Here is a 21,038-nt window from a genome sequence, read left to right as displayed (position 1 = left end):
TCAGCTGATTATGCCTGCACCCAGCAGCAAGAGCAGCTTGACGTCGATGGCATAGCCTTCTTCGCGCCAGGCGGTGACCTGGCGTCCCAGCCCGGCAAGCGGCACGCGGTGGACGTGGATATCCTCGCCATCCACGCCGCCGCCGTCGCCGGTTTTTTGCAGATCATGGGCGCGGAACAGGGTGAAGCTTTCCGCGACCATACCGGGCGAGCTGAAAAATTCACCCAGCGATTCGAGGCGGGCGGCGCGATAGCCGGTTTCTTCCTCCAGCTCGCGGCTGGCGGCGATGGTGGCGTCCTCGTCCGCGTCATGATCGCCGACCAGCCCTGCCGGCAATTCGATACAGCGTTTGCCCAGCGGCACGCGATATTGGTCGACCAGCAGCACATGCCCGTCATCGATTGCCAGAATGACGGCCGCCCTGATGCCCCGCGCGCGGCCGACATATTCCCACTTGCCGCGCCGTTTCGCGGTGATGAAGCGTCCCGCCCACATCACTTCTTCGGGGGCAGACGCATCCGGGTCGCTCATAATTCGATCAGCCTGTCGGGAAGTTCGTTGATGTCGTCATCGGCGCGGGGGAAATGGGTGGCCAGTACCAGCCCGACCTGCCGCACGGCCTGCGCCAGCCCTTCGCCCGCGCGACCGTCGCGGATCGCATCGATCAGCGCCGCCATTGCCGCGCCCCATTCTTCGGGTGCGACCTTGCCATTGATCGCGGCGTCGGCGACGATTTCGGCGCGATGCTCGTCGAGCGAGATGTAGATCAGCACGCCGGTGCGGCCATGGGTGCGCGCTTCGGCAGCGGTGCGAAACAGCAGGATCGCGCGCCGCCGCACCCGCCGCGCCCGTGTCGCGCGCGGGGTCATCCACATCCGCAGCGCCGGGATGGCGAGCAGATAGCGCACGACCAGGAATTTCAGGATCAGCAGGCCGAGCAGCCCGGTCAGCAATTTCCAGTCGGCCAGCTCATGCTCCCAGTCGCGCAGCAGGGCGGACAGGACATGGCGCAGATGCTCTGGAAAGGCCGCTGCCACGGACAGGGTGATGAACACTGCGGCGATCGCCCAGTGCAGCCCGACATCATGATAGGCGTCCGACCGGCGCGTTACGATCGTGACAATCTCGCCCGATGTCTGCGCCTCCGCCTCCGCCACGGCGGCAGACACAAGGGCATGGTCGGCTGCTGAAAGATGAAGCTGCATCACCAGTCCCCCGACGCGCCGCCGCCGCCGAAGCTGCCGCCGCCACCCGAAAATCCACCACCGCCGCCGCCAAAGCCGCCGCCACCCCAGCCGCCGCCACCGCCCCAGTCGGAATCGCCCGGTCCCCACAGGATGATCGGCATGCCAGAACCGCTGCGATAGCGTTTGCCCGTGCCGCGCCGGCGCGATGCCAGCGCGATGAAGGCAACGATCATGATGATGACCCAGATCATCGCCATGCCACTGACATGGCCGCCCGATCCCTTGCGCGCCGCTGCCTGCGCCGCCGCGGCGCGCGCCTTGGCCTCCTCGGGCGGCAGGGTCATGATCGCGCCGATCTCTCCCACGCCAGCATCGATCCCGCCGGGCATGTCGCCCGCCTTGAAGCGCGGGGCGATGGCGTCGCGGATGATCTGGGACGACTGGGCATCGGTCAGCAGGCCTTCCATGCCATAGCCGACCTCGATCCGTATCTTGCGCTCATTGGGCGCGACGATCAGCAGTGCGCCGTCATTCTTCGCCTTGTCGCCAATCCCCCATTCGCGCCCCAGCCGATAGCCATAATCGGCTATGTCATAGCCCTGAAGATCGGGGATGGTCGCGACCACCAGCTGCCGACCGCTCTGCGTTTCCAGTGCAGCCAGCTTGTCGGTCAGCGCCTGTTCCTGCGCCGGGGACAGCAGGGCGGCATCGTCCACTACCCGGCCGGTCAGCTTGGGGAAAGACTGGGCCTGCGCTGCCGGCGCAAAGGCCAGCAGCGCGAGGAGGATCAGCAGGCGGCGGATCACGCTATCAATTGCCGAAATCGACCTTCGGCGCTTCTTCCGCGCCGGGCGTCGTCGCCTGGAACGGGGTCATGGGCTTGGCGCCGTGGATGATCTTGGCGCCGATCGCGTCGGGGAAGGTGCGGATGCGGGTGTTATAGGCGCGCACGGCTTCATTATAGTCGCGGATGGCGACGGCGATGCGGTTTTCCGTGCCTTCCAGCTGCGATTGCAGGTTGAGGAAGTTGGCGTTGGTCTTGAGGTCTGGATAGGCCTCTACCGAGGCGAGCAGGCGGCCAAGCCCCTGGCTCAGCTGCGCTTGCGCGGCCTGGAACTGGGCGACCTTGGCCGGGTCGGACAGATCTTCGGCATTGACCTGCACCGACGTTGCCTTGGCGCGGGCTTCGGTGACGCGGACCAGCGTGTCCTGCTCCTGCTTGCCAGCCGCCTTCACCGTGGCGACAAGGTTGCCGACCAGATTGGAGCGGCGCTGATATTGTGCCTGGACGTCGGCCCATTTGGCCTTGGCCTCTTCCTCGGCCGTGGGGACGCTGTTGATGCCGCAGGCGGACAGGGCGAAAACCCCCAGCAGCGGCAGCAGGAAAGGGGCAAAGCGGCGCAGGAGCGTCATGGAAGATCCTCAAGCTATTATCTGCGCCCTGAAATAGGCGGTTGCCCTGTTTCGCGCAACGGGCCATCCAGTGATTATCTTTGTAAGGGAGAGCGGCGGACATGGGACTGATCAGCGAATTCAAGACCTTCATCAATCGTGGCAATGTGATCGACCTGGCGGTCGGCGTCATCATCGGCGGGGCGTTCGCCACCATCACAAAGTCGCTGACCGATGATCTAATCATGCCGGTGGTGGGCTATATTTTCGGCGGGGCGGATTTTTCGGGCTATTTTATCCGGCTGGGCGACCTGCCCGCCGACTATAAGGGCAATCCGCAAAGCTATGCCGACCTGAAGGCCGCAGGCGTCGCCATGTTCGGTTGGGGCCAGTTTCTGACGGTCATGGTCAATTTCGTCATATTGGCGTTCATCATTTTCCTGCTGGTCAAGGCGGTCAACCGGCTGACGGTCAAGCCGGAGCCGGAGGTTGCTGCGCCCGCCGCGACGCCGGAGGACATCATCCTGCTGCGCGAAATTCGCGATTCACTGCAAAAATAAGGCGCTATGCGACGAACGGAGCGGTTGGCGGGAACCATCGGCGGCGCGACCGGTTGATCGCGGTCAGGGTAGGGAGCGGCTGAGGCCGTTTCCGCCCGTTGAACAATGCAGTCTGCCCCAGGGGGCGCAACAGGAGAAAACGCCGTGAAAACTTTCGTCAAAATCCTTGGCCTTGCCAGCCTTGTCGCCCTCGCCGCGTGCGATTCGGCCAAGGAAAATCAGGTCGAGAATGCGTACGAAAACAAGGCGGATGCGATCGACAATCAGGCTGACAATATGGAAGCCATGGCAGATAATCTGACCGGCAGCGCCGAAAATGCGGCTGAAAACGCCGCCGACACGCTGGAAAACAAGGCTGAAGCCACGCGTGAAGCAGGCGACAAGGCCGAGGACGCGGTCGAAAAGCAGCAGTAAGCACTTTTCGCCAATCGATATGAAAGGGGCGGCGCGAGTGGATCGCGGTGCCCCTTTTGTTTGCGCTTTAACCCGCTCTTAACCACGTCCCGCCATGGTGCCGTTTGCGCGCATCCGTGGGACCATGGGCATGGACGAACTGTTACAAGAATTCATTTCCGAGACCCAGGAAACGCTGGAGGCGCTGGCAGGCGAAGTCGTCGCCTGGGAAGCCGACCCGTCGGACCGGGACCGGCTCGATGCGATCTTCCGCTTTTTCCATACGGTGAAGGGCAGCTGCGGCTTCCTGAACCTGCCACGGTTCGAGCGGCTGAGCCATGCAGCCGAGGATGTGCTGTCCGACATTCGCGCGGGCAAGCGCGTCGCTGATCCATCGACGGTCAGCGCGGTGCTGGGCCTGATGGACCGGATCGGCGAACTGGCCGAGGCGGTGGCAATGGGCGCAGCTTTGCCCAATGAGAATGACGAATTTCTGATCGCCGCGCTGACCACCCCATCCGACCCATCGCTGACAGTGGAGGTAGAGCATGGCGATGCCGCGGCCCCCGTCGCGGTAGCGCGGCAGGGCAGCCAATCTGGTCCCCGCACCATTCGCCTGCCGCTCAGCCTGATCGACCAGTTGATGAACGGCGTGTCGGACATGGTGCTGGCCCGCAACGAATTGTCGCGCAAGCTGCGCGAACGCTCGGTCGACACTGAGCTGGACACAGTGTTCGAGCGGTTGTCGACCTGCGTCGCGGACATGCGCGACGTGATCAGCAAGACACGGATGCAGCGGGTCGAACGACTGTTTGCCGCGATCCCGCGCATGGTGCGCGATCTGGGCCGGGATCTGGGCAAGCGGATCGACCTGACCCTGGAAGGCGGTGACGTCGAGATGGACCGCGAGATGGTAGAGATGGTCGTCGACCCGCTCACCCATATCGTGCGCAACAGCATCGACCATGGCATCGAAACCCCGGAAAAGCGCCGGGCGGCGGGCAAGCCGGAGACGGGCCAGTTGCGTCTGGAAGCTCGCCAGTCGGGCAACCAGATCGTTATCGTCGTCACCGACGATGGCGCAGGCATCGACACGGCGCGGCTGGTCGAAAAGGCGATTGCCGCTGGCCGCCTGACCCCGGAAGCCGCCGCCCGCATGAGCGAGGCGGACAGGCTGGAGCTGATTTTCCAGGCCGGTCTGTCCACCGCCAATCAGGTGACGGCGATTTCCGGACGCGGCGTCGGCATGGACGTGGTGCGCGCCAATGTGGAGCGGATCGGCGGGCTGATCGCGCTGGACAATCATCCGGGGCGCGGCCTGTGCATCACTTTGCGGGTGCCGCTGACGCTGACCATCATTCCCGGCCTGATCATCCGCGCGGGTGGCCTGCACTTTGCGATCCCGCGCGCGGCGGTGGTCGAGATTCTGCACGACAATAATGACACGCTCCAGATCAGCGAAGTTGGCGGGGCGAAGATCGCGACGATCCGTGGCCTGCGCCATTCGATGATCGACCTGGAAGATGTGCTGGGCATGGACAAGCCGGTCGAAACCGGGCCGCGGGCCATCATGGTGGTGCGTTCGGCGACCGGCGTACCCTTTGCCATGGGGGTGTCGGCGGTCGACAATCATGAAGAACTGGTGATCCGTCCCGCTTCGCCGCTGGTGATGGCGTCAGGCGTCTATGCAGGCATGACCCTGCCCGACAATGGCAAGCCGATGCTGCTGCTCGATGCGGCGGGCATCGCCAGCGCGGCCAGGCTGCCGACGATGATCGACGACCGCGCCGCGCGGCAATCGGAGCAGGAGGCCGATGCGCAAAGCGGGGTCGAGATGGTCGCGGCGCTGCGGTTCGAGGAATGTTCGGGCGAACGCCGCCTGTTGCAACTTTCGCTGATCGAGCGGGTCGAGGATATTGATGCGTCGCTGTTCGGCCGGTCGGGCGGCAACGCCTTCGTCCGGCTCGACGGACGGCTGGTGCCGGTGGCCAATGGCCTGACCGATTTCGGGCGTGACAAGATTTCCGCGCTGCGCCTGCGCGATGGTTCGGTGGAAGCCTGCTATCCGGTCGCGGCGGTGCTGGACATCGTCCAGATGCCGATGGTGCCGGACATGGTGGCGATGCATGGCCATGTCAGCGGCGTCGCGGTGATCGACGGCGAGCATCTGGAAGTGATCAATCCCTTTGCGCTGTTTGCCAGCCTGCCCGATGGCGGCATTGTCGAACGGGCGCGGGGGCGCTGCCTGCTGGCCGACAGCGACGATGGCTGGACCCGCGACATATTGGCGCCGCTGCTGCGGCAGGCGGGGCAAGAGGTGGTGATGGGTCTGCCCGATGATGCAGCGGTCGATCCGCGTGACGTGCTGCTGTTGACCGGCCATGACGCCGCGCAGACAGCGGGCGTCATGGCCGGGATGATCGGATGCCGCATCGTCCATCTGCGCGCCTCGCCGCGCGCGGCGGGACCGCAGGACAGCAGCATCTATCGTTATGATCAGGACGCGCTGATGGCGGCGATCGCCGGAGGCCAGATGGCCGGAGGAGTGGGGTAAGGCCATGGACAGACTCTATCTTTTCGCCACGCTGGCAGGTACGCGCATCGCGGTCGAGACGGGCGAGGTCGAGGCCGTCGTCCGCCTGACCGACGTGTCGCCCGTGCCGGGCATGGGCGCGCATGTTGCCGGGCTTTCCGCTTTGCGCAGCCGGGTACTGACCATCATCGACGTCGCTGCGCTGATCCATGGCGTCGCCAGTCCGCGGGTGGAGCGGGGGCTGGCCATCATCGCCGACATTAGCGGCCACAGCTATGGCCTGATGGTCGATGGCGTCACCGACATTTGCCGTGTGCCCGAAGGCGAACTGCCCCTGCGCGGCCAGATCGGCCCGGCCTGGGCACCCTATGCCCGCGCGATCGTGGAGCATGATGGGCATCCCTGGCTGCTGGTCTCGCTCGCTGCCTTCATCGAGGGCGGCGCGCTGGCGCAGGCGGCGTAAAAGGCTGGCAGGCCAAATTTGCGACCAACCGAAAAATCATCCTTCTCCTGTTTACCAATTGATTGGCTTTGCCGGTTAAACCGTCAGCCGGGACGATAAACCAAAGGGACGCCTCATGAAGAATTGCCTGGTCGTTGACGACTCAAAGGTCATCCGCAAGGTGGCGCGCCATATCCTTGAATCGCTGGACCTGACGGTCAGCGAAGCGGTGGACGGTCAGGACGCGCTGACCCAGTGCGAAGCATCCGCGCCAGATGTCGTCCTGCTCGACTGGAACATGCCGGTGATGAGCGGGATGGAGTTTCTTCAGGCGCTGTCGAGCGCGAAGATGACGGCACGGCCCAAGATCATCTTCTGCACCACTGAAAATGGCATTGGCCATATCAAGGCGGCGGTCGAGGCCGGGGCCGACGAATATGTGATGAAGCCGTTTGATCGGGAAACGCTGGAAAGCAAGCTGGTCATCGTCGGGGTTATCTAGCGGGCGGGACGCAGTCCTCATCCTTGGGAGAATTTCGACCTTTTCTTCGTCCTTCGTGCAGAAAGTCCCGTGATGACCTTCATCGCGCCGATCATGACCAGTCACAGGAGCGAACCCAAGTCGGTTCGCACGCTGGTCGTTGACGATTCGGTTGTCGTCCGCACCGTTATCGAACGTATCCTCAATGCCGACCCGGCCTATGCCGTGGTCCACAAGACGAACAGTGCCGAACAAGCGCTGGGCTATCTGGCGGGGCATGATGTTGATCTGGTGCTGCTCGACATCGAATTGCCGGGGCAGAGCGGGCTGGCGGCGTTGCCTGCCATCCTGCACGCAAACCCCGACGTCAAGGTCGCGATCCTGTCCGGCAAGTGCGAGGAGGGCAGCGCGGCAGCCATCGAGGCACTGGCGCTGGGCGCCAGCGACATATTGTCGAAGCCGGGCAGCGGCAGTTTTGGCGAGCATTTTCCCCAGACGCTGATCGAGCGTTTGAACCGCCTGTTCACCGATCGTCCCGCCCCATCGCCGCCGCAGCGCCCGCTCGCGCCCCCTGTCGTCCAGCCTGCCGCGCAGCCGCTTGCCTGCCTTGGTATCGGTGCGTCAACGGGCGGCATCCATGCGCTGAGCCAGTTGTTTGAAGGGCTGGCCGCGCCGCTGGGCGTGCCGGTGCTGCTGACCCAGCATCTGCCCGCCAGCTTCACCGTCTATTTCGCGCAGCAACTGGCGCGCATGACCAGCCTGCGGGTCAAGGTCGCCGAGACTGGCGATCTGTTGATGGCCGACACCGTCTATGTCGCCCCCGGCGACGCCAATCTGCAACTGCGCCGTGGCCTGCATGGCCGGGTGACGATAACGCTGAACCCGGAGCGTACGCCTGCCGGCAACCTGCCCGGTGTCGATCCGATGTTTGCCAGCATGGCGGACGTCTATGGCGCGGGCGCTGTGGGTATCGTCCTGACCGGTATGGGCCGCGATGGCACGGTCGGTGCGCGGGACATTGTCGCAGCGGGCGGCTGGATCGTCGCGCAGGATGAAGCCAGCAGCGTGGTGTGGGGGATGCCCGGATCGGTCGCGGGGGCAGGCCTGACCTGCGCGGTGATGGAACCGCTAGCTATTATGGACTTCGTGTTCCGGCGCGGAAAGGTGCTTGTTTGATGGTCATGCCCCCTTCGCCTGCATCGACATTACAGGGCGCGGCGCGCGTGCTGTCCGGGCTGCTGGAAGCGCGCACCGGGCAAGTCCTGTCGGAAGGCCGGGCGTGGCGGATGGAAACCGCGCTGCGACCCGTGCTGCGCGATCATGGCCTGACCGACATGGACGAACTGGCCGCCAAGCTGCTGCGCAAGGGGGACGCGCGGCTGGAGCAGGAAGTCGTCGATGCGCTGCTCAACAATGAAAGCAGCTTCTTTCGCGACCTCCAGATTTTCGACATGATCCACCGGCAGATATTGCCTGCTATCCACGCTGAAAAGACCGACCGGACGCTGCGCATCTGGAGCGCGGGCTGTTCGACCGGACAGGAAGCCTATTCGCTCGCGATCCGTCTGCGCAATGACGCCGCGCGCTGGAGCGGATGGCGGATCGAGATATTGGCGACCGACATTTCGACCGCGGCGATCGACCAGGCGCGATCGGGCATATTTTCGCAAATGGATGTGCAGCGCGGGCTGGCGGTCGGCGACCTGCTCAAATGGTTCGAGCCGTCGGGCGAGGACTGGCGCGCCAGTCCCGAATTGCGGCGCATGATCGATTTCCGCCACGACAATCTGTTCGATGCCAAGGCACCGACCGGTGCCTATGACCTGCTGCTGTGCCGCAACGTCCTGCTCTATTTCAGTCCGGAACGGCGGCAGGCGGTGCTGTCCCTGCTCGCCCGGCACAGCCATGCCGGGTCGATATTGTTGCTGGGCGCCGGGGAAACGGTGATCGGGCAGGGTGATGATTTTACCGCCCATCCCGAATTTCGCGGCGGCTATGCGCGGCAGGCCGCATTGCCCGAAGGCGCGATCGGACGGGTGCGGCGCGCCGGATGAGTCGCCGACCCGGCGCTTAACCATGCTTGATTGCCGCGCCTGCCTGCGCCATTGTCATGTCCAGGCTGCGCGACTGCACGGCCGGGCCGAAAGGGCATGATGAACGAGCTGCCGATGATCGAAACGCCGTCGCCCAATTTCGACGAGCGCAGCCTGCCGGTCTCGATGCTGGTGTTGCATTATACCGGGATGCCGGACGCGGCGAGTGCGATCAATTGGCTGGCCAACCCGGAATCCAAAGTCTCAGCCCATTATGTCGTGACCGAGGATGGCCAGATCATCCGCATGGTCGATGAAGCCAAGCGCGCCTGGCACGCGGGGCGATCCCACTGGCGCGGGGTGGATGACATCAACAGCGCCAGCATCGGCATTGAGATTGTCAATCCGGGGCATGAATGGGGCTATCGGCCCTTTCCGCAAACCCAGATGAGCGCGCTGATCCCGCTGGTGCATGACATCGTCCAGCGGCATCGCATCACGCGCGGCAATATCGTCGGCCACAGCGACATCGCGCCCGCGCGCAAGCAGGATCCGGGTGAATTGTTCCCCTGGGGACAGCTGGCGCGGTTGCGGCTGGCCTTGCCGCGCCCGACCAAGAATCTGATGGACCCGCACTGGACCGACGGCGGCTTCATGCTGGCGCTCGAACGGTTCGGCTATGATATTGCCGATCCGCAGGCGGCCGTCGTGGCGTTCCAGCGGCGCTTTCGCCCCGAACTGATCGACGGGGTGATTTGCGGCGAATGTCGCGCCATACTGCTGGCTTTGCTGCTGCCCAAGCCAATGGGCGATGAATAAGGGCGTGACGGAAGGCCAGAAGCTGGCTAGGGACCGTTCCGCCAGAGGGCCGGGCGGCCGCGGCGTGGCGGGTAACTTCCACGGCGAGGAAAGTCCGGGCTCCACGAAATGACGGTGCCGGTTAACGACCGGCTGGAGTGATCCAAGGGACAGTGCAACAGAAAGCAGGTCGCTAAGGTTTCGGCCCAGTGACATTGAAAGGGTGCGGTAAGAGCGCACCGCGTCTGCGGCAACGCAAGGCGGCATGGTAAACCCCACCGGGAGCAAGACCGAATAGGGGCGGCGCGCAGCTTCATGCTGCTAGGTCTGTTTCGACCGAGACCGTCCGGGTTGGTTGCTTGAGGAACGGAGCAATCCGTTCCCTAGAGGAATGGTCGCCTATCCCTGCGAAAGCGGGGTGGACAGAACCCGGCTTACAGGCCCTCTGGCATCTATTTGAGATATTTTCCGCACCGGCCCGCTCCCCCACCCGGCCGCCCATTCAGGATATTCTGTGGGTGGCCGGGTGGGGGAGCGGGCCGGTGCGGGCTTCAAAATGCGCTCTTTCGCGCATTTTCAAAATATGGCGCGATGGGGTGGCTTTCCACCCGCACCTTCCCTAATTCGGACTTATGGCACGAAATAGCCGATCGAATGACTGGGGCTTTCCCCGCTGGCGTGCCTATGGTGCATCGCGTGAGGCGCAGCGCGTGCGGATGTGCGACCGCTTTGGCTGCGACAAGCCGGGCGACTGCCCCGCGCCCAAATCCCCCAACAGCCCGGAACGCTGGTATTTCTGCCCCGATCATGCGGGCGAATATAACCGTAACTGGGACTATTTTCAGGGACTGGACCAGGAAGAACGCGAACAGCGCGAGCGGGATGAGCGGCGCGATGCGGGCGGTTATCAGGGCAGCGCCTATCATAGCTGGGGCGGGCCGGGCGATGGCAGTCGGTCGCGTGACGAACTTCATGCGCTGAAAGCACTGGACCTGGAGGATGATGCCGATTTCGAGGCGGTGAAGAAAAGCTGGCGCACGCTGGCCAAGGAATATCATCCCGACGTCAAGCCGGGCGACGCGCAGGCCGCCGCCCGTTTCCAGACGATCCAGGCCGCCTATGAAGTGCTGCGCGCCGCCGAGGAGCGGCGGACGTGGAAGCCGCGTGGGGCAGTGGATTGAAGTCGCTGGTTCGATCCAACTGGCAAAATACCGTGCTGGTCTGCCGCAAATGCGAAAAGAAGCTGGACGGCGGCTTTGGTCCCGATGGCGACACGCGGCTGGCCAAGGCGCTGAAGCGGCATTTGTCGCTGAAAAAGGGGCGCAAGGCGGCGGCGGGTATTGTCGAGGTCAGTTGCCTGGGCGTCTGTCCCAAGGGCGCGGTGACGGTGGTGAACGGCGCGGCCAGTCGGGAATGGCTGCTGGTGCAACCGGGCGCTGATCTGGACGAGTTGGCTCGGACGCTGGGGCTTGCGCCGACCGATCATCGTTAAAGCAATCCTTACCAATTCCAGCCTAATCGGTTGGAATGAGATATTTCCTTTCTGTGCAACGCGTTATGCCGATAGTAGGTCAATGCAGCCTGATCCTGCTTGGCCTGATTGTGCTGACCCTGTCGCCGCCCGTCAGCGGGCGGATGCTGCTGGTGCCGTTGACCGCGCAGGCCCGCACGGTGCTGGCGCCTGCCGCCATCGCCCATGGCGCGCGACTGGTTGCGGCGGGACCATGGGCAGGATCGCTGCTGATTGAGGGACGGCGTGATCGGCTGGCGCTGCCGATGCTGGGTCATGGCGTGATCGCGGTCGCGACGAACCGCACCGGTTGCGGAGGCGCCGCGTGATGCAGGCCGAATCGAGCCTTGGGCGCTTGCGCCTACAGGGGTTGCGTGTCCTGCTTTTTGCCAGCTGGCTGTGGACGATCGCGCTGGGTTCGATGTCCCTGCTGTTGGGGGTAGAGCGCGGCGGGCAGGCGATGGCGCTGTCTGTGCTGGTCAATGCCCTGCCGACGATCATGGTCCTGCGTAATCGGCGCGATGTCGAGACGCGGCTGGCGATGGGGACGCTGGCGGCGGTGCAGCCGGCCATCGGCCTCTATCTGCTGTCGGGCCATGTCTGGCAGATGGACGGACATATGTTCTTCTTCGTGGCGCTGGCCGGGCTGGTGCTGCTCTATGACTGGCGCCCGATCGTGCTGGGGGCGGTGCTGACGGCGGCGCACCATCTCCTGCTCAACAGCCTGCTGCCAGCCTGGGTTTTTCCGGGCAGCGGCGATCTGGAGCGGGTCGCGATCCATGCGGTTGCGGTGCTGCTGCTGACTGCCGTGCTGTGCTATCTCACCATCCGGTTGCGCGCCTTGCTGCTGGCACTGGATGGCCAGATCGCGCAATCTGCGCAGCTGGCGGACGCGGCGGAAAGCGGGCGCAATTCGGCGGAGGCAGCGATGGCCGCCAGCCGGGACGCGGATTTGCGCGAAGCGGCGCTGCGCCACGCACAGGAACAGGACAAGGCGCGCATGGCGACCGATCGGCGCGCGGCGACTCTGGCATTGGTGCAGGATTTCCGCAGGTCCGTGTTCGGCATTGTCGAGGCGGTCGGTGCCGCGACCCATGATCTGGAAGAATCGGCGCGATTGCTGAACGGTCTGGCGCGAGACGCCAGCACCGGCACGCATGAAACGGCAGCGGCCGCCGAACAGTCGTCCGCCAGTGCCGCACTGCTCGCGCGACGGATCGAGACATTGTCTGCGTCGATTACCGCCATTGCGTCCGCCGCGCAGCAGCAGGCGGTGCTGGGCGGAGAGGCGCAGCGCGTGTCGACCGCCGGGCATGAGGCTGTGCGTGATCTGGAGGAACGGACGGCGTCGATCACCAGCTTTGCAGGCTCCATCACTGGCATTGCCGCACGGACCAACCTGCTGGCGCTTAATGCCACGATCGAGGCGGCCCGTGCGGGCGAGGTCGGCCGCGGCTTTGCCGTCGTGGCAGGCGAGGTCAAGCAATTGGCCAGCCAGACGGCCAGCGCAACCGGCGAAATCGAATCGCTGGCCTGGTCCGCCCGCGAGGGCGCAGGGATAGCGCAGGGCGCCCTTTCGAATGTGGCGGGCGCGGTCGAACAGCTGGCAGAGGCCGCCGATGCGATCCAGCGCGCCGTCGCCGATCAGCGCGACGCGACGAGCGCGATCGAGCAGGCTGCCCGCGATACGGCGCGCGACGCCACGATCATGACGCGGCAGATGGAGGGGGTGGCTGACGTCGCCCGTGACACCGAAAGCCTGTCTGGTCGGGTGTCGAGCGCAGCGACCGGCCTGTCGCGCACGGCGCAGGAGTTGCAGCGGGCGACCGACATGTTCGTGGCGCAGCTGGAAGCTGCCTGATCGGCTCAGCCAGCGCGGGCGATCCGTGGCGCGCTATCGTCAACCTTGTCGGCGAGAGGATAGAGGGTGCGGTTTTCGCGATCGACCCGTTCGCTCAGCGCCCGGATGATGGCCTGTGTCTCGACGCAGAAATCGGCCCATTCGCGCGCGACGCGATCGTCGCTCCACGCGATCATGTAGTGGGCAAAGCTTTCGGCAAGCGCGCCGGTTTCGGTGTGGAGCGTGGCGGCGGTGGTGCGGGTGCGCTCATCAGTGGCGCGTTGCATCGCGGGATAGAGGATGCGGTCCTCCAGCGCGAGATGGGCCATCAACTGGCGCGCAAGCTGCCAGCGTATGGCGCCCACGCTGCGCGGGTTGGCGCGGTCAGCCGTCGCTTGCGCCAGTCTGTGCGCCGTGTGGCTGATCTCGTCATGCTGCCGGCGCAATTCGGCCATGTCCATCGCTTCGCCCTTCCGTCCCCACGGAAAGCCGAACATGGGTGCAGCGACTTAATAAAGCGTTGCGGTAGGTATAATTACGGTCGTAAATACACCTATGGCCCGGCACCATGACGATGCAGGGCCATAGGTGTCGGATCAGCCCGGCTGGTCGGCGCGGCTGACGCCTTCGCCGTCGAGGTTCAGCGCAACGAAATCCCAGTCGATCGCTTCCTTCAGCAGCTTTTCGGCATAGGCCGGGCGCAGGTTGCGATAATCGATATAATAGGCATGTTCCCACACATCGAGGATCAGCAGAGGCGCATGGCCTTCATGCGCGACCGGCGTGTCGGCGTCATGATAGGAGGTGACTTCCAGCTTGCCGTCCTTGAGCACCAGTGCGGCCCAGCCGCTGGCGAAATGGCCGACGGCTTCGGCTTTAAGCTTTTCAACCAAGGCATCGACCGACCCGAAGGCTTCGTTGATCAGGTCGAGCAGCTTGCCCGATGGAGCCTTCTTTTCCGGCGACAGGCACAGCCAGTAGAAGCTGTGGTTCCAGATCTGGCCGACCTGGTTGAACAGACCGCCCTTGGACGATTTGATGAGGTCAACCAGCGACTTGCCCTGGAGGGCGGCGTCGGCGGCGACCAGTTCATTGGCCTTCACGACATAGGCATTGTGATGTTTGCCATGGTGATAGTCGAAGGTTTCAGCCGACAAAACGTCGCCAAAGGCATCCTTGGCATAGGGCAGGGCGGGCAGGGTGAAGGCCATGAAATACTCCTCGGTTCATGGATGGGATTGGCCACATAACGAAGCTGCGGCCTTAAGGCTCCGTGCCCGTAGCAGGCTTATTGCGCTGCGGAAAACAGGATATTTTCACTCTAAACTGAGGAAATATCCATGTGACATATCCGTAACGATGACATAGACTTTCCGGTCAGGCCGCCCGACACATGCGGCGGCCGGAAAATGGGGGTAGGGTCATGGCGAAGTTTTTCGGCAATCTGCATCTCGTTCTGGCGGCGGGGCTCGTCCTTGCGCTGCTGGTCATTCTCGCGGTCCCCGCGAACACGATACCAGAGCAGGCGATCTTGCGCTGGCTCCATCTGTTTTTCGGCATCACCTGGATCGGCCTGCTCTATTATTTCAACTTCGTGCAGATCCCGACCATGCCCAAAGTGCCCGCCGAACTGAAACCGGGCGTTTCCAAGTTTATTGCGCCGTCGGCTTTGTTCTTCTTCCGCTGGTCCGCCGCGCTGACCGTTCTGACCGGTGTGGTCATCGCCTGGCGCAGCTTCTATCTGGTCGAGGCGCTGACGTTCAAGCCGGGTTTCGTGCTGATCGGCATCGGCATGTGGCTGGCGCTGATCATGGCGTTCAATGTGTGGTTCGTGATCTGGCCGAACCAGAAAAAGGCGCTGGGGCTGGTCCCTGCCGAAGATGCGGTGAAGGCGAAGGCAGCGACCACCGCGATGATCTTTTCGCGCACCAACACCTTGCTGTCGCTGGCGATGCTCTATTGCATGATCAACTTCAACGGTGGTTGATGGAATGATGGCTGCCGGGGTTGCGGCCCCGGCAGGTCCGTTATCCCTGCGGCGGCGATGTGCCGCCAATCTCGTCGCTGTCGAGCTTGTCGCCCAGGTTCAGGCCGTGGCGCATCAGCATCGGGATATTCGCGGCGGCAAAGACCACCGACACGATGGTCACGCCCCACACCTTGACCGCCAGCCAGCTGTCGAAGCTCATCGTGCGGCGCATCACTTCATTGGCGATCGCCATGGCGACGAAGAAGATCGCCCAGTTGCGCGACAGCTTGCGCCAGCCGGTTTCGGACAGGCCATCATAGGCGGCCTGAAGCAGATATTTCAGCAGCGGCTTGCCGCGCAGCAGCCCGCCAAACAGCATCAGCGCGAAGAAGCTGTAGATGATGGTGGGCTTGATCTGGATGAAGCTCTGGTCGTGGAAATAGATGGTGAGGCCACCGAAAAACAGCACCAGCGCGGCGGACAGCCAGAGCATGGGCGACACTTTGCCCAGCTTCCATTTCGACACGATCACCGCGACGACGATGGCCGCCATGAAGGCGCCGGTGCCGACGATCATCCCTAGGAATTTATAGCCCAGGAAGAATACCAGCAGAGGTCCGAAATCGAGCGCCAGGCTGAGCGTTCCTGAGTGGGCGGGGCTTACGGCGTGTTTGGTGTCAGCCATGGCTGTTTTTCCTATCGTCATCCTGACGAAAGTCAGGATCCAGGGCGTCGAAGCGCTGCGTGGGGGACTCTGGATGCCGGATCAAGTCCGGCATGACGGCGATTTCACCGCGCATAGGCGGTCCCGGCGATGGCCCGCGCCATGTCGCCCGGATCGAAGGGGCGCAGATCCTCGATCTTTTCGCCTACGCCAATGGCATGGATCGGCAGGCGATATTTCTCCGCCGCCGCGACCAGCACGCCGCCGCGCGCGGTGCCGTCCAGCTTGGTCATGACGAGGCCCGTGACATGGGCGACTTCCTTGAAAACCTCGATCTGGCTCAACGCATTCTGTCCCGTGGTGGCATCCAGCACCAGCACAACGTCGTGGGGCGACGCCGGGTTCAATCGGCCAAGAATGCGGCGGATCTTGGCCAGCTCGTCCATCAGCTCGCTCTTGTTCTGGAGGCGGCCTGCGGTGTCGACGATCAGCACGTCGATGCCGGTGGCGGTGGCCTGCTTGACCGCGTCGAACACGATACCCGCTGCGTCGCCGCCTTCCTTGCCCGCGACGATGGGGATGCCAAGGCGGTCGGCCCAGACCTTGAGCTGGCCGATGGCTGCCGCGCGGAACGTGTCGCCCGCCGCCAGCATCACGCCATAATCCTGCTCCAGGAAATTATGCGCCAGCTTGGCGATGGTGGTAGTCTTGCCGGACCCGTTGACGCCGATGACGAGGATGACCTGCGGGCGCGGGAAAGCCTCGATCTCCAGCGGGCGGGCGACCGGGGCCAGCACCTTCTCGATTTCCTCCGCGATGATTTCGCGCAGATATTCCTCGGTCAGTTCCTTGTTGAACCGCCCTTCGGCCAGCCGTTCGCGCACCCGCCCTGCCATGGCCGGGCCAAGATCGGACACGATCAGCGCTTCCTCAATTTCGTCCAGCGTCTGGTTGTCGAGCGCGGCCTTGCCGAACAGGCCGGTCAAATTTTCGCCAAGCTTGTCGGATGTGCGCCGAAGCCCGCCGAACAGGCGATCGCGCCAGGAAGTGCCACTATCTGTCATGGCTGGCCTCTTGCGCGATCAGCGCGCCATTCTCAAGGCCGCTGATCGTTGCGCGGACGATAGAGGATGGCGTCTGCGGGGTAGCAAATCGCACCGGGGCGAAATTTTCGGCATGGCCCGACAGCCCGCTGCGCTCGACCAGCACTGACTGGCGGGTGCCGACAAGGCTCTCCAGCCAGTCGGCGCGCTGCGTTTCGCAGGCGGCGCGCAGCCGGGCGGCACGCGCCTTGATGGTCGCGCGGTCCACTTGCGGCATCCGTGCGGCGGGCGTGCCGGTGCGCGGAGAATAGGGGAAGATATGGCCGTGGACGATGCGGCAGTCGGCGACCAGCGCCAGGCTGCGCGCGAACATCGCCTCATCCTCGGTCGGGAAACCGGCGATGATGTCCGCGCCGATGCTGATGTCCGGGCGCGCGGCGATCAGTCGATCGACGATGCGGACGGCGTCGGCGCGGCTGTGGCGGCGCTTCATGCGTTTGAGGACCATGTCATCGCCCGCCTGTAACGACAAATGCAGATGCGGCATCATCCGGGGTTCATAGGCGATCAGGTCGAACAACCGATCGTCAATCTCCACGCTGTCGATGGAGGAGAGGCGCAGGCGGGGTAGGTCCGGCACGCCGTTCAGGATGCGCTCCACCAGCAGGCCGAGCGACGGGCTGCCGGGCAGATCGGGGCCGTAGCTGGTGACGTCCACGCCGGTCAGCACGATTTCCTTGTAACCCGCCGCGACCAGTTCCTTCGCTTTGTCGATCACCGCCCCGGCGGGAACGGAGCGGCTGTTCCCCCGGCCATAGGGGATGATGCAGAAGGTGCAGCGATGGTCGCAGCCATTTTGCACCTCCAGGAAAGCGCGGGCATGATCGGCAAAGGCGCTGGCCATATGCGGCGCGGTGTCACGCACGGTCATGATGTCGGCGACGCGGACTTTCTCCGCCTTGGGCGCGAAGGAGGCCGCTTCCATTTTCTCCCGGTTGCCGATGACCGTATCGACTTCGGGCATGGCGGAGAAGGTCTCCGGCTCGGTCTGCGCGGCGCAGCCGGTCACCATGATGCGCGCGTCGGGCCGGTCGCGGCGGGCGCGGCGGATCGCCTGCCTGGTCTGGCGCACGGCTTCGGCGGTGACGGCGCAGCTGTTGACGACGATCAGGTCGTCCTGCCCGCCCGCCATTTCACGGATCGCCTCGCTCTCCGCAATGTTGAGGCGGCAGCCCAGCGTGATGATGTCCGGGCCGCTCATTAGAAGCGCGACCAGTCGGCCTCGCCATCGAACACATGGGTGGCGGGGCCGGTCATGCGGATCGTGCCGCCGGGTGCCCAGTCGATGACGAGATCGCCGCCGGGCAGGCTGACGGTCACGGGGCCGCTGACCAGTTTGCGACGGATGGCGGCGACGGCGGTGGCGCAGGCGCCGGTGCCGCAGGCGCGGGTGAGGCCAGCGCCGCGTTCCCACACGATCAGGCGGAGATGATTGTCGCCCACGACCTGCGCGAAGTTGACATTGACGCGGGCGGGGAAAAGCGGGTCCGTCTCTATGATCGGGCCAAGCCGGGCGGTGTCCACCGCATCCAGATCTTCGACGAAGAAGATGACATGCGGGTTGCCGACATTGACGGCGGCGGGCGGGGGCAAATCCTCCCAACTGGCGCTCATGGTCAGCGTGTCCATGGCGTAGGCCAAGGGAATCGCGTCCCAATCGAAGCGCGGCGCGCCCATATCGACACTCGCGCCGCCATCGACCGCCTTGGCGTCCAGCAGCCCCGCCCGCGTGCGGATCAGCACGTCGCGGCCCACGAACAACGGCACGCAGCGTGTGGCATTGCCGCACGCCTCCACTTCGCTGCCATCGGCGTTGAATATCTGCATCGACACGTCGGCGTCGGGCGCATTGCCGATCAGGATCAACTGGTCGCAGCCGATCCCGGCGTGACGATCGGCAATGGCGCGGGCACGGCCTTCCGTCATCTCGACCGCGCGCGCGCGCGCGTCGATCACGACAAAATCATTGCCCAGGCCATGCATTTTGGAAAAGCGTCCCATGATGGGGGCGCATGTAATGCGGGGGAAGGGAAAAGGCCAGAGCGTCGGAAAAACTGCTTATCCAGCGGCAGCTTTGAACAATATATGTAAAGAGCGGATGACCGATATCGGCTGGTCGGCAGCGTCCTTCGTTATCGACACATAACCTGCCTTGGCCTGAGCGCAGGCGACCGCACCCAGTTGTTGGGAAACAGCGGTTTGGGGTTGATGTTCGCAATATGCGACGCGCCCGGACGTGTCCATTCGCACAATCACCACAACACGCTGCTGCTGTAATCCATTAGGGAGCTTCGCGACTTGAAGCTCAAAATCGGTGTCGTCCAGTTCCGGTTTAGGCGCTAGACTACGATTGGGTCGATCCATATGACGCCAGTTAATACTCCCTTTGTAGGTGTCATAAACTGGTTGACCATTTTCATCGGCGGCAGGCTTGAATGATGCTCGGACAGACAGCAGCACGCAGGTTCTTTTGTCGAGTTCTGGAACATCACTTGACTGCGTTACAAAACAACTAGCCACTTTGCCCTGTGGTGAAACTAGGACGAGAAAAGAGGTAGTCCCTCTTTTCGTCAGTCGGATGGCTTCGGGAGGGTAGTCCAGATCGCTAGCCCAAGTGCCGGGGTATGAAGCGGGCGACGCTCGCAACAATGCGGTAGTAGCCAGTGCACCAAGAATAATGCTCAAGTTAAATCCCCCTCACGCCGCCGTCGCCCGCTTCTGCCCATGGAGAAAATACACGACCAGCCCTACGGCGTTCCATCCCAGGCAGGCCAATATCGTCTGCATCGGCAGGCTGATGAACAGATAGGCGCAGCCGCCCATCGCGCCGAGGCCCACGAACCAGGCGGCGGGCGTGCGGAAGGGGCGACGCATGTCGGGGAGGCGACGGCGCAAGACGAGGAGGCACAGGCCCACCGAGGTGAAGGCGATCAGCGTGCCAGCGTTCGCCAGCGCGGCAATCTCGTCGATCGGCAGCAGCCCCGCAATGATCGCGACCAATATGGCGGTGACCAAGGTGATCCGGGCGGGCGTGCCGCGCCTGGAGATTTTCGCGAGGCTCTGGGGCAGGAAACCGTCGCGCGCCATGACCAGGAAGATGCGGCTCTGGCCATAGAGGAAGCCCAGCAGCACGGTGGGCAGGGCGATGACGGCGGCAATGGCCACGATCCGTGCCACACTGCCCTGGCCCATTTCGCGCAAGATGAGGGCCAGCGGCTCCGGGCTGTCGGCAAAGCGGGTGAAGGGCATCGCGCCGATCGCGGCGGCGGCGACAAGCACATAGATCAGCGTGCAAACGACCAGCGATCCGACGATGCCGATGGCCAGATCGCGCTCCGGGTTCTTGGCTTCTTCCGCCGCGGTTGAGATGGCGTCGAAGCCGTAAAAGGCGAAGAAGATGATGGCGGCGGCCGCCATGACGCCGCGCTCGACCCCGTCGGCACCCATATGTTTGGCAAAGCCGAACGGCATGAACGGCTCCAGATTCTGCACGTCGAAGGCGGGCAGGGCGACCCAGACGAACAGGCTCAACGTCGCGATCTTGATGAGGACGAGCAGCGTGTTGAGCCTCGCGCTTTCATGGGTGCCGAGCATCAGCAGGCCAGCGACCACGGCGATGATGAAGATGGCAGGCAGGTTGATGAGGCCGCCCAGTTCCGGCCCCTGCGTCAGCGTTTCGGGAAAGCCGATCGCGGTGAGCAGGGGCGCGGCATAGCCCGACCAGCCGACCGCGACGGTCGATACGACAAGGCTATATTCCAGGATCAGGCTCCACCCCACGATCCAGGCAATGCCTTCGCCCAGCACGACATAGCTATAGCTATAGGCGCTGCCGGCCGCAGGCATCATGGTCGACAGTTCGGCATAGGCAAGCGCGGCGCAGGCGCATATCGCGCCCGCTATGGCGAAGGAGAGGAGGACGGCAGGACCGGCCCTGTCCGCGCCGACGCCGATCAGCGTCAGGATGCCCGTGCCGACGATAGCGCCCACCCCCAGCGCCAGCAGATGCGGCCAGGACAGGGTGCGCGCCATGCGATGCTGGTCACCGCTCGGGCTCATCGCCTCCATCGGCTTGCGGCGTGTCCAGCTCATGATGTTCGGCCCCTCATTCTTTCTGTGTTGCCCGATTGCTG

At 64.1% G+C, this 21,038-nt stretch carries 25 protein-coding genes and 1 other RNA gene; 14 read left to right on the top strand and 12 right to left on the bottom strand.

What is annotated here, in order from left to right; translation table 11 throughout:
- From KRZ98_RS10770 to KRZ98_RS10755, 4 genes are read right to left on the bottom strand one after another with little or no spacing between them, the layout of a single operon-like run.
- Entirely contained in the window at positions 1-531 is a 531-nt protein-coding gene (locus KRZ98_RS10770) for an NUDIX hydrolase (RefSeq protein ID WP_217673535.1), read from the bottom strand.
- The gene (locus KRZ98_RS10765; RefSeq protein ID WP_217673534.1) at positions 528-1,205 is read right to left on the bottom strand and encodes a TPM domain-containing protein; all 678 of its coding nucleotides are present in this window, start codon (positions 1,203-1,205) and stop codon (positions 528-530) included. The genes KRZ98_RS10770 and KRZ98_RS10765 overlap by 4 nt, the downstream gene beginning before the upstream one ends.
- Complete coding sequence (locus KRZ98_RS10760) at positions 1,205-1,993, bottom strand: TPM domain-containing protein (RefSeq protein ID WP_217673533.1); 789 nt, start codon at positions 1,991-1,993, stop codon at positions 1,205-1,207. Before KRZ98_RS10760 ends, KRZ98_RS10765 begins: the two co-directional genes overlap by 1 nt.
- A 4-nt stretch (positions 1,994-1,997) precedes the next feature.
- Positions 1,998-2,600, bottom strand: coding sequence for a LemA family protein (locus KRZ98_RS10755; protein ID WP_119747792.1), 603 nt, complete (start codon positions 2,598-2,600; stop codon positions 1,998-2,000).
- A 101-nt stretch (positions 2,601-2,701) separates the two neighbouring features.
- Here KRZ98_RS10755 and mscL point away from each other — a divergent pair, with 101 nt between their 5' ends.
- The 13 genes from mscL to KRZ98_RS10690 all read left to right on the top strand — a co-directional run bounded on the left by mscL (position 2,702) and on the right by KRZ98_RS10690 (position 13,190).
- On the top strand, positions 2,702-3,139 hold the full coding sequence (gene mscL, locus KRZ98_RS10750; protein ID WP_217673532.1) for a large conductance mechanosensitive channel protein MscL: 438 nt from the start codon (positions 2,702-2,704) through the stop codon (positions 3,137-3,139).
- A 144-nt stretch (positions 3,140-3,283) separates the two neighbouring features.
- On the top strand, positions 3,284-3,553 hold the full coding sequence (locus KRZ98_RS10745; protein ID WP_217673531.1) for a hypothetical protein: 270 nt from the start codon (positions 3,284-3,286) through the stop codon (positions 3,551-3,553).
- Between the two features lie 130 nt (positions 3,554-3,683).
- Positions 3,684-6,086, top strand: a complete 2,403-nt coding sequence (locus KRZ98_RS10740) for a chemotaxis protein CheA (protein WP_217673530.1) — start codon at positions 3,684-3,686, stop codon at positions 6,084-6,086.
- Between the two features lie 4 nt (positions 6,087-6,090).
- Positions 6,091-6,528, top strand: coding sequence for a chemotaxis protein CheW (locus KRZ98_RS10735; RefSeq protein WP_217673529.1), 438 nt, complete (start codon positions 6,091-6,093; stop codon positions 6,526-6,528).
- 115 nt (positions 6,529-6,643) lie between these two features.
- Positions 6,644-7,009: a response regulator gene (locus KRZ98_RS10730; RefSeq protein WP_006958812.1), complete on the top strand. Its 366-nt coding sequence runs from the start codon at positions 6,644-6,646 to the stop codon at positions 7,007-7,009.
- 72 nt (positions 7,010-7,081) lie between these two features.
- Positions 7,082-8,164 carry a chemotaxis protein CheB gene (locus KRZ98_RS10725; protein WP_217673700.1) on the top strand — a complete coding sequence of 361 codons (1,083 nt, stop codon included), beginning with the start codon at positions 7,082-7,084 and terminating at the stop codon, positions 8,162-8,164.
- Positions 8,164-9,042, top strand: a complete 879-nt coding sequence (locus KRZ98_RS10720) for a protein-glutamate O-methyltransferase CheR (protein WP_217673528.1) — start codon at positions 8,164-8,166, stop codon at positions 9,040-9,042. Before KRZ98_RS10725 ends, KRZ98_RS10720 begins: the two co-directional genes overlap by 1 nt.
- Before the next feature lie 99 nt (positions 9,043-9,141).
- Positions 9,142-9,840, top strand: coding sequence for an N-acetylmuramoyl-L-alanine amidase (locus KRZ98_RS10715; RefSeq protein WP_217673699.1), 699 nt, complete (start codon positions 9,142-9,144; stop codon positions 9,838-9,840).
- 41 nt (positions 9,841-9,881) lie between these two features.
- Positions 9,882-10,272: RNase P RNA component class A (rnpB, locus tag KRZ98_RS10710), an RNA gene on the top strand.
- Between the two features lie 179 nt (positions 10,273-10,451).
- Positions 10,452-11,000: a J domain-containing protein gene (locus KRZ98_RS10705; protein ID WP_119747805.1), complete on the top strand. Its 549-nt coding sequence runs from the start codon at positions 10,452-10,454 to the stop codon at positions 10,998-11,000.
- Positions 10,973-11,311, top strand: coding sequence for a (2Fe-2S) ferredoxin domain-containing protein (locus KRZ98_RS10700; RefSeq protein ID WP_217673527.1), 339 nt, complete (start codon positions 10,973-10,975; stop codon positions 11,309-11,311). Before KRZ98_RS10705 ends, KRZ98_RS10700 begins: the two co-directional genes overlap by 28 nt.
- 65 nt (positions 11,312-11,376) lie before the next feature.
- Complete coding sequence (locus KRZ98_RS10695; RefSeq protein ID WP_217673526.1) at positions 11,377-11,658, top strand: hypothetical protein; 282 nt, start codon at positions 11,377-11,379, stop codon at positions 11,656-11,658.
- Positions 11,658-13,190: a methyl-accepting chemotaxis protein gene (locus KRZ98_RS10690; RefSeq protein ID WP_217673698.1), complete on the top strand. Its 1,533-nt coding sequence runs from the start codon at positions 11,658-11,660 to the stop codon at positions 13,188-13,190. The genes KRZ98_RS10695 and KRZ98_RS10690 overlap by 1 nt, the downstream gene beginning before the upstream one ends.
- A gap of 5 nt (positions 13,191-13,195) precedes the next feature.
- Here KRZ98_RS10690 and KRZ98_RS10685 read toward each other — a convergent pair whose 3' ends face one another.
- Together KRZ98_RS10685 and KRZ98_RS10680 are read right to left on the bottom strand one after the other, a co-directional pair.
- Complete coding sequence (locus tag KRZ98_RS10685; RefSeq protein ID WP_254798234.1) at positions 13,196-13,624, bottom strand: hemerythrin domain-containing protein; 429 nt, start codon at positions 13,622-13,624, stop codon at positions 13,196-13,198.
- Positions 13,625-13,765: 141 nt separating this feature from the next.
- Complete coding sequence (locus KRZ98_RS10680; protein WP_217673524.1) at positions 13,766-14,380, bottom strand: superoxide dismutase; 615 nt, start codon at positions 14,378-14,380, stop codon at positions 13,766-13,768.
- A gap of 212 nt (positions 14,381-14,592) precedes the next feature.
- Between KRZ98_RS10680 and KRZ98_RS10675 the strand changes: the two genes are divergently transcribed.
- Positions 14,593-15,156, top strand: coding sequence for a urate hydroxylase PuuD (locus KRZ98_RS10675; RefSeq protein WP_217673523.1), 564 nt, complete (start codon positions 14,593-14,595; stop codon positions 15,154-15,156).
- Between the two features lie 40 nt (positions 15,157-15,196).
- On the opposite strand, the gene ispZ is transcribed toward KRZ98_RS10675, so the two are convergent.
- The 6 genes from ispZ to KRZ98_RS10645 all read right to left on the bottom strand — a co-directional run bounded on the left by ispZ (position 15,197) and on the right by KRZ98_RS10645 (position 20,997).
- A complete protein-coding gene (gene ispZ / locus KRZ98_RS10670; protein ID WP_217673522.1) occupies positions 15,197-15,823 on the bottom strand; it encodes a septation protein IspZ in 627 nt (208 codons plus the stop codon).
- A gap of 104 nt (positions 15,824-15,927) precedes the next feature.
- Positions 15,928-16,866 (bottom strand): signal recognition particle-docking protein FtsY, encoded by a 939-nt coding sequence (gene ftsY, locus KRZ98_RS10665; protein ID WP_217673521.1) that lies wholly within the window; start codon positions 16,864-16,866, stop codon positions 15,928-15,930.
- A complete protein-coding gene (mtaB, locus tag KRZ98_RS10660) occupies positions 16,856-18,106 on the bottom strand; it encodes a tRNA (N(6)-L-threonylcarbamoyladenosine(37)-C(2))-methylthiotransferase MtaB (protein WP_217673520.1) in 1,251 nt (416 codons plus the stop codon). The genes ftsY and mtaB overlap by 11 nt, the downstream gene beginning before the upstream one ends.
- Positions 18,106-18,906 (bottom strand): diaminopimelate epimerase, encoded by an 801-nt coding sequence (gene dapF / locus KRZ98_RS10655; RefSeq protein ID WP_217673519.1) that lies wholly within the window; start codon positions 18,904-18,906, stop codon positions 18,106-18,108. The genes mtaB and dapF overlap by 1 nt, the downstream gene beginning before the upstream one ends.
- Positions 18,907-18,963: 57 nt before the next feature.
- Complete coding sequence (locus tag KRZ98_RS10650) at positions 18,964-19,590, bottom strand: energy transducer TonB (protein ID WP_217673518.1); 627 nt, start codon at positions 19,588-19,590, stop codon at positions 18,964-18,966.
- A gap of 12 nt (positions 19,591-19,602) precedes the next feature.
- Positions 19,603-20,997 (bottom strand): amino acid permease, encoded by a 1,395-nt coding sequence (locus KRZ98_RS10645; RefSeq protein ID WP_217673517.1) that lies wholly within the window; start codon positions 20,995-20,997, stop codon positions 19,603-19,605.
- Between the last annotated feature and the right edge of the window lie 41 nt (positions 20,998-21,038).

The organism is Sphingobium sp. AS12 (assembly GCF_019097845.1).
GTDB lineage: Bacteria > Pseudomonadota > Alphaproteobacteria > Sphingomonadales > Sphingomonadaceae > Sphingobium.
This window is presented reverse-complemented; position numbering and strand designations above follow the sequence as displayed.